The sequence below is a fragment of the Actinomadura mexicana genome (genome assembly GCF_900188105.1).
Lineage (GTDB): Bacteria > Actinomycetota > Actinomycetes > Streptosporangiales > Streptosporangiaceae > Spirillospora > Spirillospora mexicana.
On sequence record NZ_FZNP01000001.1, the window covers coordinates 152375 to 166753 of the forward strand.

Annotated in this window: 11 protein-coding genes; 6 read left to right on the forward strand and 5 right to left on the reverse strand. The window is 75.7% G+C overall.

Going from position 1 to position 14379, the window contains the following annotated elements:
* Window positions 1–38: 38 nt before the first annotated feature.
* The 3 genes from CHC11_RS00660 (at window position 39) to CHC11_RS00670 (ending at window position 2783) form a co-directional block, all read left to right on the forward strand.
* Window positions 39–557 carry a MarR family winged helix-turn-helix transcriptional regulator gene (locus tag CHC11_RS00660; protein ID WP_089309580.1) on the forward strand — a complete coding sequence of 173 codons (519 nt, stop codon included), beginning with the start codon at window positions 39–41 and terminating at the stop codon, window positions 555–557.
* Entirely contained in the window at window positions 554–1396 is an 843-nt protein-coding gene (locus tag CHC11_RS00665) for an EamA family transporter (RefSeq protein WP_089309581.1), read from the forward strand. Before CHC11_RS00660 ends, CHC11_RS00665 begins: the two co-directional genes overlap by 4 nt.
* Before the next feature lie 142 nt (window positions 1397–1538).
* Window positions 1539–2783, forward strand: coding sequence for a PucR family transcriptional regulator (locus CHC11_RS00670; RefSeq protein WP_483860519.1), 1245 nt, complete (start codon window positions 1539–1541; stop codon window positions 2781–2783).
* A gap of 16 nt (window positions 2784–2799) precedes the next feature.
* Here the strand turns inward: CHC11_RS00670 and CHC11_RS00675 are convergent, their stop codons facing one another.
* From CHC11_RS00675 to pdxR, 4 genes are all read right to left on the reverse strand, one after another.
* Window positions 2800–4557 carry a fatty acyl-AMP ligase gene (locus CHC11_RS00675; RefSeq protein WP_089309583.1) on the reverse strand — a complete coding sequence of 586 codons (1758 nt, stop codon included), beginning with the start codon at window positions 4555–4557 and terminating at the stop codon, window positions 2800–2802.
* Window positions 4554–5522, reverse strand: coding sequence for an acyl-CoA desaturase (locus CHC11_RS00680; protein WP_089309584.1), 969 nt, complete (start codon window positions 5520–5522; stop codon window positions 4554–4556). Before CHC11_RS00680 ends, CHC11_RS00675 begins: the two co-directional genes overlap by 4 nt.
* Window positions 5523–5572: 50 nt before the next feature.
* Window positions 5573–6844 (reverse strand): lipase family protein, encoded by a 1272-nt coding sequence (locus CHC11_RS00685; protein ID WP_089309585.1) that lies wholly within the window; start codon window positions 6842–6844, stop codon window positions 5573–5575.
* A gap of 111 nt (window positions 6845–6955) precedes the next feature.
* Window positions 6956–8365, reverse strand: coding sequence for a MocR-like pyridoxine biosynthesis transcription factor PdxR (pdxR, locus tag CHC11_RS00690; RefSeq protein WP_089309586.1), 1410 nt, complete (start codon window positions 8363–8365; stop codon window positions 6956–6958).
* Between the two features lie 47 nt (window positions 8366–8412).
* Between pdxR and CHC11_RS00695 the strand changes: the two genes are divergently transcribed.
* On the forward strand, window positions 8413–9618 hold the full coding sequence (locus tag CHC11_RS00695; RefSeq protein ID WP_089309587.1) for an MFS transporter: 1206 nt from the start codon (window positions 8413–8415) through the stop codon (window positions 9616–9618).
* Here CHC11_RS00695 and CHC11_RS43240 read toward each other — a convergent pair.
* Window positions 9615–12593: an ATP-binding protein gene (locus CHC11_RS43240; protein ID WP_089309588.1), complete on the reverse strand. Its 2979-nt coding sequence runs from the start codon at window positions 12591–12593 to the stop codon at window positions 9615–9617. The genes CHC11_RS00695 and CHC11_RS43240 overlap by 4 nt on opposite strands.
* A gap of 78 nt (window positions 12594–12671) precedes the next feature.
* Here CHC11_RS43240 and CHC11_RS00705 point away from each other — a divergent pair, with 78 nt between their 5' ends.
* Window positions 12672–13538 (forward strand): NAD(P)-dependent oxidoreductase, encoded by an 867-nt coding sequence (locus CHC11_RS00705; protein WP_089309589.1) that lies wholly within the window; start codon window positions 12672–12674, stop codon window positions 13536–13538.
* Window positions 13539–13693: 155 nt separating this feature from the next.
* Window positions 13694–14335, forward strand: coding sequence for a hypothetical protein (locus CHC11_RS00710; RefSeq protein WP_179278621.1), 642 nt, complete (start codon window positions 13694–13696; stop codon window positions 14333–14335).
* Window positions 14336–14379: the final 44 nt, after the last annotated feature.

Sequence of the window (14379 nt, forward strand, 5' to 3'; positions counted from 1 at the left end):
AGGACGCGCCCGCCCCTCACTGCTATCATGCATGACTCATGCATGACAAAGTGGCGAACCTGCTGGGCGCCGCCTCGCTGGCGGTGACCGACCTGGTGCTGGCCGGGGCCACGGACGCGGGGCGGGTGAGCGCGAGCGGCGCGGCGGCGCTGGTCGTCCTGTCCCACGCGCCCGGCCTCGGCGTCACCGAGCTCGGACGCCGCGTCGGGCTGACCCAGTCCGCCGCCGCGCGCATGGTGGACGGGCTCCAGGCCGCCGGCCTGGTCCGGCGCCGGCCCGGCGACGGGCGCGCCGTCCAGGTCCTCCTGACGCCGCAAGGCCAGGAGGCGGTGCGCGGGATGCTGGCCGCGCGGGACGCGCCGCTGGCCAGGGTGCTGGCCGTCCTGGACGACGGCGAGCGCGAGGCGCTCACCGGGCTGCTGTCCAAGCTCCTGGCCCGCCTCTACGAGGAGATCGGCGACTCCGACGTCATCTGCCGCCTCTGCGACCGGAGGTGCTGCACGAGCGGCGGCGTCTGCCCGGTCGGCCAGGCCGAACGCGACGCGGGACGCGCATGACGGGCGTCCCCCTGGCCCTCGCCTCGGCCCTGCTCTACGGCGTCGCCGACGTCTGGGGCGGGCTGCTGTCGCGGCGCGCCGACTCCGCCGCCGTCGCGCTGCTCGGCCAGGTCGGCGGGCTCGCGTTCGCGGTCGCCGCCGCGCTGGCCGTGCCCGCCCCCGCCGTGGCCGCCGGGGACCTGGCGTGGGGCGCGCTCTCGGGCGCCGGGACGGGCCTCGCGATGGTCTTCCTGTACCGGGGGATGAGCAAGGGGAACCTGAGCATCGTCGTCCCGGTGAGCGCTGTAGGCGGGGTGGCCCTGCCGGTGGTCGTCGGCGTCGCGTTCCTCGGCGACCGCCCCACCGCGGCCGCCTGGCCCGGGATCGCCATCGTGGTGCCCGCGCTGTGGCTGGTGTCCCGTTCCCGGTCGGACGAGGGGGGCCGGGGCCGCGCGGCCCTCACGAACGGGCTCGCCGCGGGCGCCGGGATCGGCGTCCAGTACCTGGCCCTCGCCCAGGCGGGCGACGACTCCGGGATCTGGCCCGTCGCGGCGGGACGCGTCGCGGCCGTCTGCGCGATCGCCCCGATGATGTGCTCGCGCGGGCGGCGCCTCCCGGGCGGGACGGTGCGGCTCTGGTCGGCGCTGAACGGCGGCCTCGCGGCGGCGGCGCTCGTCTGCTACCTCCTGGCGACCCGGCAGCAGCTCGTCGTCATCGCGGTCGTGCTGTCCTCGCTCTATCCGGTGGTCCCGGTGCTGCTCGGCGTCACGGCGCTGCGCGAGCGCCTGTCGCGGGCGCAGGCCGCGGGCCTGGCAGGCGCCGCCGCGGCGGTCGTCCTGCTGACCCTCGCGGCGGGATGAGGGCCATTCCTTGGCCGGCGCGACCAGGCGCATCCGCCGGGCGTGACAAGGAATCGGGAGGCGTTGTCACCGATGTGAGTGTCTTGTGTGACGTACGCCACCTAGCCTGGCGGGCCGAGTGTCCGCTGACGGAGGTGACACTTTGACGGAGCTGTACGAGAGGTCCGCCCGGGCCGACGATCTGTCAGTAGAACCCTGGCGGGACGTACCGCGGGAAGAGGCGCAGTGGATGCGCCCGCACCTTACGGCGCTAGTCGACTCCATGGTGGAGGGCGTGCTGCGGCACGTCCCCGAGTACGCGCGCCCCGACGACCCCGTCTACACCGAGGTGATGCGGCTCGCGACGGCGCAGGGCATGGGGCACTTCGTGCAGATGATCGCCGACCCCGACGCCTCCTGGCAGGAGGTGCACCAGGTCTACTTCGACATCGGGTACGGGGAGGCGGTCGAGGGGCGCGGGCTGGAGCACCTGCAGAACGCGATGCGCGTCGCGTCCAGGACCGCGTGGCGCTACCTGTCGAGGGAGGCCGACCGGCTGAAGAAGCCCCGCGCCCTGGCGATCGCGCTCACCGAGGCGAACTTCGCGTACCTGGATCTCCTGGCGTCCGCCGCCGCGCAGGGGTACGCGCGGGCGCGGGAGAAGGCCGCGGGCGAGCGGGAGCAGCGCCGCGGCCGGCTGATGAGCCTGCTGCTGTCCGACCCGGCGGCGCCGCGGGACGTCGTCGCCGAGCAGGCCGACCTCGCCGGGTGGCCGCTGCCCGATCGGCTGGCGGTGATCGTGCTGGAGCCGCGGCCCGGCAGCGGCGGGGAGGGGCCCGCCGGGCTGCCGCCGTCCCTGCTGAGCGGCCTCGACCGCGGGCGGCCGTGCCTGGTGATGCCCGACCCGGACCGCCCCGGCGGCCCCGACCGGCTGACCGCCACCCTCGGCGGCTGGGCGGGCGCGGTCGGGCCCTCCGTACCGCTGGACCGGGCCGGGATCTCGCTGCGCTGGGCGCACCGGACGCTCGACTCGATGGCGGCCGGCCGGCTCGCCCGGCAGGGCCCCGGCGCACTCGTCCACGCCGACCGGTACGTGCCCGACCTGCTGCTGGAGGAGGGCTGGACGCTCGCCGAGGCGGCGGCGCGGCGCCGGCTGGCCCCGCTCACCGCGCTCGGCCCGCACCGCGGCGCCCGGCTGGCGGCGACACTGCTGGAGTGCCTCAGGCACGGCTTCAACGCGACGGACGCGGCGGAGGCGCTGTGCGTGCATCCGCAGACCGTCCGGTACCGGCTGGCGCAGCTGCACGAGATATTCGACTACGACATCGAGGACCCGGCGATCCGGCTGGAGCTGATGCTGCTGCTCCCCGTCTGGCTGCGCGACGGCGCCGACGGGGAGCACGCGTGAGGAGCGCGGTCCCGGCTCACGCGGTCCGGGGCGCCGCCTCCGCGACCGGCAGCCTTCCGTCGAGGTAGGCCCGCCGGCACGCGGACCGGGCGATCTTCCCGCTGCTGGTGCGCGGCAGGCCCCCGGGCTCGATCAGCACGAAGTCGTGCACGCGCAGGTCGTGCTGCTGCTTCACGGCCGTCCGCACCGCCCGCGCCACCTCCTCCTGGTCGAGCAGCGCGATCGGCACCCGGCGGTTCCGCTCGGCGACCACGACCAGGCCCTCGGTGTCGGCGGTGTCGACCGCCACCGCGCAGGCGTACTCGCGGCGGACCGCCTTGTGCGCGCCGGAGACGGTGAACTCGATGTCCTGCGGGTAGTGGTTGCGCCCGTCCACGATGACCAGGTCCTTGATCCGGCCGGTGACGAACAGCTCCCCGCCGTGCAGGACGCCGAGGTCCCCGGTGCGCAGCCACGGGGAGCGCGGCAGGTCGCCGGGGTCCGCCAGCCTCGCCTCGAACGTCTCCCTGGTGGCCTCGGGACGTCCCCAGTAGCCGGCCGCGACGTTCGGGCCGTGCACCCAGATCTCCCCGACGGCGCCGTCCGCGAGCCGCACGCCGGTCTCGGGGTCGGCGATGGCGACGTGCTGGCCGTAGGACGTCCCGCAGGCGATCAGCCGGATCGCGCCGGGCGCGCCGGCGTCGCACGGTTCGGCGGTGCCCCGGCGCAGCTTCTCGTGGTCGAACGCGACGCGGGTCGGCTCCCGGAACCGGGACGACGCCGACACGTAGACGGTCGCCTCGGCCAGCCCGTAGGCGCACACCTGCGCCTCGGGCCGCAGCCCGCAGTCCTTGAACGCCTCGTGGAAGCCGGTGAGCGTGCTCTCCCGGATCGGCTCCGCGCCGTTCATGAAGACCTGCACGCCGCTGAGGTCGAGCTTCGCCTTCTCCTCCTCGGTGACCTGCGCGGTGAGGTACTCGTAGGCGAAGTTGGGGCCGCCGGTGAACGCGTGCTCCTGCGCGCTGAGCAGCTCCAGCCAGCGGACGGGGCGCATCACGAACGCCACCGGATCCATGATCACGCCCGGGTTGCCGTACACCAGCGGCAGCGCGACGGTGGTGACCAGGCCCATGTCGTGGAAGACGGGCAGCCAGTTCACGCCGGACGACACGCGCGGGATGCCCTCGAACGTCCGCCACAGCTGCTCGGCGTTCGTCGCGAAGTTACCGTGCGTGATGATGACGCCGGCGGGGGTGCGGGTCGAGCCGGAGGTGTACTGCAGGTAGGCGACGTCGCCGGGGTCGATCGGCTCGGGCGTCCAGCCGAGCGCCGCGTCCACCTCGTCCGCCACGATGATCTCGGCGGGCTCCCGGACGGAGCCGCCCGCCAGGAACGAGCGGACGTGCGGCAGCGCCGCGCTCGTGGTGATCACGACGTCGGGTTCGGCGTCCTGGTAGACGGCGAGGAGCCGGTCGCCGTGGCCCGGCAGGTCCGGGGAGAACAGCGGGACGCCGATGACGCGGGCGTACATGGCGCCGAGGAACGCGGTGACGTAGTGCAGGTCCTGCGGGGCGAGCAGCGCGACCCGCCGTCCGGGCTCGGTGGCCCGGCGGATGGCGGCGGCGATGCTGCGGGCGCGCCGGTCCAGCTCACCCCAGGTGACGTTGGTGGCGACGCCGTCCGGGTCCGTCACGTAGTCCATGAACGTGTAGGCGCGGTCGCCGGGGAAGTCCTTGGCGAACCGGGCGAGCCGCTCGATCAGCGGCGTGCGGTCGAGCGGGAGGAGGTCGGTCATGCTCGCTCTCCGGGGCTGGGGGCGGTCACGCGGCGGGCGGCGAGGCGCTCGTGGTCGGGCCAGCGGACGTCCCAGACCCAGCCGAGCCTCTCGAAGACCCAGATGACGCGGGCGCTGATGTCGATCTGGCCCTTGAGGACGCCGTGCCGCGCGCAGGTCGGGTCGGCGTGGTGCAGGTTGTGCCAGGACTCGCCGAACGACGGGATCGCCAGCCACCACACGTTGCGGGCCCGGTCGCGCGTCTTGAAGTCCTCCTTGCCGAACACGTGGCAGATCGAGTTGATCGAGAACGTGATGTGGTCGCCGATGAAGACGCGCATCACCCCACCCCAGAACAGCGCCGTGACGGCGCCGTGCCACGACCAGGTGAGCAGCGCGCCCAGCCCCATCGGGACGAGGAAGGTCGACAGCACGATCACGGCGTACACGGGGTCCAGGGACAGGAACCGGATGTCCTTGTCCCTCAGCAGGTCGGGCGCGTACTTGCTGCGGGACGTGCGCTCCTTGCCGAACAGCCAGCCCATGTGCGCGTGGTAGAGCCCCTTGGTGAGCCCCCACACGCCGGGCCCGTAGGCCCAGGGCGAGTGGGGGTCGCCCTCCTGGTCGGCGTACTTGTGGTGGCGGCGGTGGTCGGCGACCCAGCGGACCACCGAGCCGTGCATGGCCTGCCCGCCGAGGATCGCGAGGGCGATCCGCAGCCACCGTTTGGCCTTGAAGCCGCCGTGGGTGAAGTGCCGGTGGTAGCCGACCGTGATCCCGATCGCGTTCAGCGGATACAGGAACGCGAAGATGGCCACGTCGGTCCAGCCGATGCCCCAGCCCCACAGGAAGGGGACGGCGCCCAGCAGCCCGATGACGGGCCCGACCACGAACACCACGACCGCGACGCGCTCGGGGAACGGGACGGTGCCGGAGATGTCCGGCTGCGGGGTGCGGCTGCCGACGTCGGCGACGCCCGCTGTCATGTTCACGACTCCCTTGGTCTCGAATTCCTGGGTGGGTCTCGGCAGTGCGGTCAGCAGTTGCCCTGGGCGGGCTTGCCCTCGAAGCGGTCGCCGAGGAAGTTCGTCACGTCCCCGGCGGCTCCCCAGTCGGTGGACAGGTGCTCCGCCGGGTAGGTGTTCTTCCACGTCGTGGTGATGCCGGCCTTGCAGTAGGCCTGGCGGGTGGCGTCCTCGGTCTCGTGCGGGATGATCTCCTCCAGCCAGCCGCGGTACTGGAACACCGGGAAGCCGATCTCGTACGCGGCGCCGGAGGACGGGGCGCCGATGCCGACTCCGAGCTTCTGCCGGTCGACGACGTCTCCCCAGGTGACGCCGCCGGGGCCCGGCAGGGCGTAGATCTGCTCCAGCGACAGGCCGTCCTTGGAGAAGCTCTCGACCCTCGCGCCGAGGAAGACCGCGAGCGTCCCGTACAGGCAGTTGGACCCGACGTCCTTGATCGCCTGTGCGCCCCGGTCGTTCATCAGCTCGTCGAAGGGCATCTCCGGGTGGGCGGCGTGCAGGCCGACGAGCGCGTCGGCGAGGAAGCCCGCGAACAGGCTGCCGTTGAGCTGCCCGGCCGTCAGCTTCAGGTCGCCGGGCACGCCGCCCGCCGCCGCGCCGACGACCTTCAGCTCCGGCGCGTAGGACGAGGCGAGCTGCGCGCCCCACAGCGCGGCCGCGCCGCCCTCGGAGTAGCCGGAGATGCCGACCGCGCCGTCCGCGGCGAGCGTCCCGCCGGGGATGCGGCGCGACGTCCGGACGGCGTCGAGCAGCGCGTGCCCGGCGTTCGCGCCGACCATGTAGGTGTGGACCCGCCCGTCGAGGTACCCGGCGCCGTCGGTGGCGGCGACCGCGAAGCCCGCCTTCAGGAACAGCGTCAGGTTCGCGCCCTCGTACATGTCGACGTACTCGCCGGCGAGCTGCTTGGAGAAGGCGCACCGACCGCCGGAGCCGAGCGTGCCGGGGTTGAACGCGACGGTCGGGCGGGACCCGCCCTTCGTCCAGGCCGCGTCCGGGACGGCGACCGCCCCGGTCACCACGCTCCGGGCGCCCTTGGCGTCGGTCGAGACGTACCGGACCTTCCACGCCTTCATCGGGACGTCGCCGGGGATGTTCGTCAGCTTCGCCGGGCGGCAGGCGAGCAGGTCCCCCGGGCTCCCCGTGACCGCCGCGGGCGGCGCCGCGTAGATCTCCGCGTCGGTGGCGTCGCAGCCGGAGGGCGCGGCGGCGGCCGGGGGCGCGGCGACGGGCACGGCGAGCGCCGCGCCGAGCGCCGCGGTGGTGAGCAGGCAGCGGAAGCGCATTCTCGCTCCAGGGGTGGACTGGAAACCGAATGCTGACGACTGTCTCCCACCCGGAGCGGCGCGCGGAATGAAGTCCTGTCACATGCCGGGACGCCGTTATTAGCACTCAACTCAAGATCTGAGGAGGTCGGCCACCTTCCGGATCCCGTCCCGGATCGCGGTCTCGGTGAGGTCGCCGAAGCCGAGGACGAGCCGCGGCGGATCGGCCGCGCCGGACGCCCGGTAGGTGCTCATCCCGTACAGGCCGACCGACCGCCTGCGCGCCTCGGCGACGACGTGCCGCTCGTCGGTCCCGGCGGGCAGGTGCGCGACGGCGTGGAAACCCGCGGCCAGCCCGGTCAGCCGGACGGCGGGCGCGTGCTCGGCGAGGGCCGCCACGAGCGCCGCGCGGCGCTCGGCGTAGACGGGACGCATCCGGCGCAGGTGCCGCCCGTAGCGGCCGGACTCGATGAGCGCGGCGAGCGCGAGCTGGTCGAGGACGGGCGAGCCGCGGTCGGCGAGCCGCTTCTCCTCCGCCACCGGCCGGGTCAGCGCGGGCGGGCACAGGATCCAGCCGAGCCGGACGGCCGGGGCCAGCGACTTGCTGACCGTCCCGAGGCCGATGACGCGGCCGGGCGCGAGCCCCTGCACCGACCCGACGGGCTCCCGGTCGTAGCGGAACTCGGCGTCGTAGTCGTCCTCGACGACGACCCCGTCCCGCTCGCACGCCCAGTCGGCGAGGGCGCGGCGCCGCTCGGGGGCCAGCACGACGCCGGTCGGCCACTGGTGCGCCGGGGTGACGACGACCGCGCGGGCGCCGCTCGCGTCGAGCGCGTCCACGTCCAGCCCGAGGTCGTCCACCGGGACGGGCACCGCCTCGATCCCGGCGCGCCCCGCGGCGGCCATGGTCGCGCCGTCGCCGTGGCCGGGATCCTCGAACGCCACGCGGCGGACGCCCCGGCGGGCCAGGACGTGCAGCACGATGCCGAGCCCCTGGGCGAAGCCGCCGCAGACGACGATGTCCTCGGCCTCGGCGACCGCCGCGCGCACCCGCCGCAGGTGACCGGCGAGGACGTCCCGCAGGACGTCGCTGCCGCGCGGGTCACCGTAGCCGAGCGCCTCGTTCCGCACCGTCCGGGCGACCTCCCGCTGCGCCCACGACCAGTCGCCGCGCGGGAAGGACGCCAGGTCGGGCACGCCGGCGGCGAAGTCGACGCTGAGCCGGGACGCGTCCGGCCGCGCTGCGGGCGCCGGTTCGCCCTCGACGGCGCGGACGGACGCCACGCGGGTGGCCGACCCCGTCCGCGCGAACAGGTATCCCTCGGCGCTGAGCTGGCCGTAGCACTCCTGGACGAGACCGCGGGAGACGCCGAGCTGGCGGGCCAGCTCGCGGGAGGACGGCAGCCGCTCCCCCGCCTTCAGCCGTCCGGTGCAGATCGCGTCGCGCAGCGCGGTCTCCAGCTGCGAGCGCAGCGTCCCGGTCGCGTCCCGGTCCAGGGCCAGCAGCAGCTCCGGTGTCGAACCGGCCCACTCGATCGCCATGGAATTGGACCATATACGAGGCCGGATGCTCCCTTACGGTCATGCCCATGAGCGAGACACAGGAGACACTGCCGTGTCCGAGCACCGTCCGGACCGCGCGGCCGCCGCTGGTCGGGCGGCACCTGGTGCTGGTGTTCGCGGCCGCCTTCACCACGCTGACGGGATTCTTCCTGCTGTTCTCGGTCGTACCGATGTACGCGGTGGACGGTGGCGCGGGCGGTGTCGGGGCGGGCGCCACCACGGGCGCGCTGATGCTGACGACGGTGCTCGCCGAGCTCTCGCTGCCCCGGCTGCTCGACCGGTTCGGGCACCGGCGGGTGTTCACGGCGGGGATCGTGCTGCTCGGGGCGCCCTCGCTCGCGCTGCCGTTCTCCTCGTCCATGGCGACGATCACCGCGGTGAGCCTGGTGCGCGGCCTCGGCTTCGCGGTGGCCGTGGTGGTGACGGGCGCGCTGGTCGGGGCGCTCCTCCCGGCGGAGCGGCGCGGCGAGGGGATCGGGCTGTTCGGGGTCGTGGCCGGGGTCCCGTCGCTGCTCGCGCTGCCGCTCGGGGTGTGGCTGGCGGGCGAGGTCGGCTACACGCCGGTGTTCGTCGCGGGCTCGGTGGCCTCGCTGGCCGCGCTGGCGGCGCTGCCCGGCCTGCCGCGCAGGATCACCGGCCCGACCTCCCCGGCACCGGCCCCTGAGCGGCCCTTCGGCATCGTCGCGGGACTGCGGTCGGCGGCGCTGGTGCGTCCGGCCGTCGCGTTCGCGTCGACCGCGATGGCGGCGGGCATCCTGGTCACGTTCCTGCCCGACGCCGTCCCCGGCGGGGTCGCGGCGGCGGCGCTGTTCGTCCAGCCGGCGGCCGCCACGCTCTCCCGCTGGTGGGCGGGGCGGATCGGGGACCGGCACGGCGCCGCGCGGCTCCTCCTGCCCGCCCTGGCCGTCTCCGCGTCCGGCATCGCCCTGCTGACCCTGGCGCCGAACACGGTCGCCGTCCTCGCCGCCATGGTGGTGTTCGGCGCGGGCTTCGGCGTCACGCAGAACGCGAGCATGGCCATGATGTTCGAGCGGGCGCCCGCGTCCGGCTACGGCACGGTCAGCGCACTGTGGAACATCGGCTACGACGGCGGTATGGGCGTCGGCGGCGCCGCGTTCGGCCTCGCCGCCGCGGCGACCGGCTACCCGGCCGCCTTCGCCCTGACGGCCGCCGTGATGGTCCTGGCCCTCCCCCTGGCGTTCTCCCGCCGCCCCGGCTCCCGCCGCTCCTAACCGAGGCGGGCCGCGATCCGGTCGACGTCGCCGCGCTCCGCCGCGGGCAGCGGCGCGCCGGCGGCCGCCCGGGCCCGCGACGCGGCGGCCAGCGCCCGCGCGGCCTCCGCGCGGCGGCCGGCGAGGGAGAGCGCACCGGCCATGCCCTCCTGCGCGAGCGCGACCGCGCGGGGGTGGCCGGTGGCGCGGGCCGCCGCCAGGCCCTCGGTGTGCAGGTCGAGCGCCCGTCCGGCGTCGCCCCGCAGTTCGGCGATGAACCCCAGCTCGGCCAGGAGGAAGGCCAGGCCGGGCGCGCCGTCGACGTCGCGGCACCAGCCGAGCCAGCGGCGCAGGATCGCCTCGGCCTCGCCCAGGCGCCCGCGCCTGCGCGCCGCGAGGGCGAGGCCGATCTCGGCGAAGTGCTCCATCCGGCGGTGCGACTGGCGGACGGCCAGCCGGCGGCCGCGCTCGTGCAGGTCGTCGGCGCCGTCGAGGTCGCCTTCGAGCAGGGCGACGCGGCCGAGGCGGGCCAGCCGGCCGGACGCCTCCGCCCAGAGCCCGAGCTCCTCGGCGTCGCGCAGTCCGCGCTCGTGGAGGTCCCGCGCGCGGGCGTAGTCGCCGGTCACCTCCGCGAGCAGGCCGAGCGTCTCGGTGGCCTGGAGCCGTCCCCACCGGTCGCCCGCCGCGCCGAACAGCCGCAGGGCCCGCTCGCCGTCGCGCCGGGCCCGGGCGAGGTCACCGCCCGACAGCGCCTGCCCGGCCCGCACGGCGAGCGCCGCCGCCTCGCCCCAGCCGTCTGCGCGGGCGCGGAACCCGTCGAGCGCGCGGGCCGTGAGCTCGTCGATCGGCCCCAGGTCCCCGAACCCTCCCCGGACGAATCCGAGGAACCAGTGCGCCCACGGGTCGCCGTCGGCGGCGAGGGCCTCGCGGACGCGCTCGTCGCGGTCCGCGCCGTCGCCGTCCAGCATGGCGAACCCGGTGCGCCAGGTCCGCGCCCGCGCCGCGGACGCCGGGTCCGCCGCGCCCGGCACGGCGAGCGCCCGCTCGAACGCCCGGCGCGCCTCGCCGGCGCGACCCCACAGGAACCAGGCCCAGCCCATCGCGTTGACCAGCCGCAGCGCGAGGCCGGCGTCCCCGGCCCGGACGGCGCCGTCCAGAGCGGCCCGCAGGTTGCCGGTCTCCGCGCGCAGCCGCCGCAGGGCGTCGCGCTGCCCCGGACCGCGCAGGTCGGCGCGTTCGGCCAGGCGGATGTAGTACCTGGCATGGCGGCGGCGCACCCGCTCGTCCTCGCCCGCCTCCCGGAGCCGCTCGGCGCCGTACGCGGCGACCGTTTCGAGGAGCCGGTACCGCGGCCCCTCCCCGGCCACGACGAGCGACCGGTCGACGAGGCCCGCGAGCGTCTCGACGTCGGCGCCGCAGACCGCCTCGGCCGCGTCGAGGGTGCAGCCGCCCGCGTGGACCGCCAGCCGCCGCAGCACCGCCCGCCGGCGCTCGTCCAGGGGCTCCCAGCTCCAGTCGACCAGGGCGCGGAGCGTCCGCTGCCGGGGCGGGGCGTCCCGCGCGCCGGACGACAGCAGCCGGAAGCGGTCGTCCAGCCGCTCGGCCAGGCCGGCGAGGCCGAGCGCCCGGACCCGCGTCGCCGCCAGTTCCAGTGCCAGTGGGACGCCGTCGAGCCGGTCGCAGATCGCGGCGATCGGCTCGGCGTTCCCGGGTCCGGGCGCGATGCCCGCCCGCGCGGCGAGCAGGGCGGCGGCGGCCGCGGCCTCCAGCGGCGGGACGGTCCACAGCCGCTCCCCCGAGATCGCGAGCGGCTCCCGGCTCGTGGCGAGGATCCGCAGGTCCGCGACGTCCCGCAGCAGCGCCGCCGCCAGCCGCGCCACCGGTTCGGCCACGTGCTCGCAGTTGTCGAGAACCAGCAGCGCCCGCCTGCCGCCCAGCGCCTCGCCCAGCCGCGCGACCGGTCCGCCGCCGGAGCCCGCGTCGTCGCGGAGCCCGAGCACCCCGGCGGTGAACGACGCCGCGTCGTCGGCGGACGCGCCCGCCTCCAGCCCCTCGTCGAGCCGCACGAGCCACACCTCGCCCGGGTCGCGCAGGGCGCGCGCGACCGCCACCGCGAGCCGGGTCTTGCCCACCCCGCCCATCCCGTGCAGCGTCACGAGCCGCGACTCCTCCAGCAGCGCGGTCAGCTCCCGGACGGCCGCGTCCCGGCCGATGAGGGGCGCCACGTCGGCCGGCAGGTTGCCGCGCCGCGCTCCATCGACCGACGGGTCGCCGCGGAGCATGGACGCGTGCAGGGCCGCCAGCGCGGGCGAGGGGTCCAGGCCAAGGTCGTCGCGCAGCCGGACGCGCAGGTCGTCGTAGGCCGCGAGGGCCTCGGCGGGACGGCCCGCGCGGTAGAGGGCCCGCATGTGCGCCGCGCGCAGCCGCTCCCGGAACGGGTGTTCCCGCACCAGTCCGCGCAGCTCGGCCGCCAGCGCCGCGTCCTCGCCCAGCTCAAGGCGGGCCTCGGCGCGCCCCTCCAGGGCCGCGAGGCGCAGTTCGTCCAAACGGGCGATCTCGGGGGCGGCGAACGGCGCGTCGGCGAAGTCGGCGAACGCGGGGCCGCGCCAGAGCGCCAGCGCTTCGCCGAACCGCGCGGCGCGGGCGGCCGGGTCGGGTTCGTCCGCCGCCCGCCCGGCGAGGTCCGCGAAGTCGAGCGCGTCGGTCCGCGCTGCCAGCCGGTAGCCGGGCGGGCGGGTCTCGACCAGTGCCCGGGCGCCCGGTTCGGCGTCCTCCAGCGTCCGGCGCAGCTGGGAGACGCGCGCCCGCAGCGTCGCCGGCGGATCGGCGGGCAGCGCGTCGCCCCACAGGTCGTCGATGAGCCGGTCGGCGGGGACGGCGCGTCCGGCGTGCGCGAGGAGACCGGCCAGCAGCGTCCGCACCTTCCGGTCCGGGACCGGGACCGGGCGACCGTCCCCGGTCCGCACCTCCATCGGACCGAGGACCCCGAAGCGCATGCACCCACCGTAATGCGGCCCGAACCTTTCCCGAACCCGCCCGCCGCAGGCTGGAGCCCCACGAAGGAGAGGATCGACATGACGACGACTTCCGTGACCGTGCTCGGGCTGGGGCTGATGGGCAGCGCGCTCGCCGAGGCACTGCTGGAGGACGGGCGGACCGTGACCGTCTGGAACCGTTCGCGCGCCAAGGCCGAGCCGCTCGTGGCCAAGGGCGCGGTGGAGGCGGACAGCGCCGCGGCGGCGATCTCGGCGAGCCCGCTGGTGGTCGTGTGCCTGTCCGTGTACGCCAACGCCGAGGAGATCCTCGCCGGCGGCGCGGCGGCCGGACGCACGATCGTCCAGCTCACCAACGGGACGCCCCGGCAGGCGCGCGCCCTGGCCGGCCGCGCCGCCGGGCTCGGCGCCCGGTACGTGGACGGCGGGATCATGGCCGTCCCGCCGATGATCGGGCGGCCGGAGGCGCTGATCCTCTACAGCGGCGACGAGGAGGCGTTCGAGGAGCACCGCGAGACGCTCGCGGTGCTGGGACGGCCGGAGTTCCTCGGCACCGACCCGGGTCTCGCGCCGCTGTTCGACCTGGCCCTGCTGGACGCCATGTACGGCTTGTTCGCCGGCTTCCAGCACGCCTTCGCGCTCGTCCGGTCGGAGAAGGTCGCGGCCACGGACTTCGCGCCGATGGCCACGGCGTGGCTGACCGCGATGCTGGGCGCGCTCCCCGACCAGGCCCGCGCCGTCGAGGCGGGCGACTTCGCCACCAGCGTCTCCAGCGTCGCGACCAGCCAGGTGGCGTTCCCCGGCCTGATCGAGATGTGCCGCGACCAGGGCGTGGACCCCGGGTACCTGCTCCCCCTGCGGGACCTGCTCGACCGTGCGGTGCAGGAGGGCCACGGCGAGGACGGCCTCGCCCGCCTGATCACTCTCCTGGAGCGCCCCGCGCGGTAGCCGCCCACCTGCGGCACCCCCGCCGACCACCAGATCGCCGAGGGCATGCTGCTGCGGTTCGGCCAGCGGCTCACCGCCACCGAGGTCTACCAGCTCGGACGGTACGGGCAGATCACCGTCTCCGCGGGCGGCCGCCTCTTCCAGCCGACCGACGGGTGAGGCACCCCTACCCGGGGACGGATGAGATCCACGTCGCGCTCGTCTACCGGCCGTCGAAGGTCACGCCGGTCGGCGGCGCGCGCTCGTCGCAGGACCCGGTGTTCGACCGCCCGCCGCTGGTCCAGACGTTCCGCCCCCGGGCGGGCGGAACGGCGTTCACCATGATCGTCAACCACCTCAAGTCGAAGGGCTGCGGCGACGCCACCGGCCCCGACCAGGACCAGGGCGACGGCCAGGGCTGCTACAACGCCCGCCGCGTGTCCCAGGCCGAGGCGGTCGCCGCGCTCGCGGCGGGCGTGCCGAACCCGCTCGTCGTCGGCGACCTCAACGCCTACACCGCCGAGGACCCGGTGAAGGCGCTCACCGGCGCAGGGCTCCTCGGGCAGACGCAGCGGTTCGTCCGCCCGGGCCAGCGGTACAGCTACGTGTTCGGCGGGCAGTCGGGCGAGATGGACCACGCGCTCGCGGGCAGGGCGCTGTCGCGGCGCGTGACCGGCGCGACGATCTGGCACATCAACGGCGACGAGCCGGTGTTCCTCGACTACAACACCGAGTTCAACCCGCCCGCGTTCTACCGGCCGGACGCGTTCCGCTCCTCCGACCACGACCCCGTTCTGCTCGGCCTCGACCTGCGCTGAGCCGTTCCCCCGGGCCGGCCGCCGGAGAAGGGGCGGCCGGCCCC

Excerpts from the sequence above, each read along its gene's own strand:
- CHC11_RS00660 (WP_089309580.1), top strand. The coding sequence starts at position 39 with ATGCATGACAAAGTGGCGAACCTGCTGGGCGCCGCCTCGCTGGCGGTG.
- CHC11_RS00665 (WP_089309581.1), top strand. The coding sequence starts at position 554 with ATGACGGGCGTCCCCCTGGCCCTCGCCTCGGCCCTGCTCTACGGCGTC.
- CHC11_RS00675 (WP_089309583.1), bottom strand. The coding sequence starts at position 4,557 with ATGACCGACCTCCTCCCGCTCGACCGCACGCCGCTGATCGAGCGGCTC.
- CHC11_RS00680 (WP_089309584.1), bottom strand. The coding sequence starts at position 5,522 with ATGACAGCGGGCGTCGCCGACGTCGGCAGCCGCACCCCGCAGCCGGAC.
- CHC11_RS00685 (WP_089309585.1), bottom strand. The coding sequence starts at position 6,844 with ATGCGCTTCCGCTGCCTGCTCACCACCGCGGCGCTCGGCGCGGCGCTC.
- pdxR (WP_089309586.1), bottom strand. The coding sequence starts at position 8,365 with ATGGCGATCGAGTGGGCCGGTTCGACACCGGAGCTGCTGCTGGCCCTG.
- CHC11_RS00695 (WP_089309587.1), top strand. The coding sequence starts at position 8,413 with ATGAGCGAGACACAGGAGACACTGCCGTGTCCGAGCACCGTCCGGACC.
- CHC11_RS43240 (WP_089309588.1), bottom strand. The coding sequence starts at position 12,593 with ATGCGCTTCGGGGTCCTCGGTCCGATGGAGGTGCGGACCGGGGACGGT.
- CHC11_RS00705 (WP_089309589.1), top strand. The coding sequence starts at position 12,672 with ATGACGACGACTTCCGTGACCGTGCTCGGGCTGGGGCTGATGGGCAGC.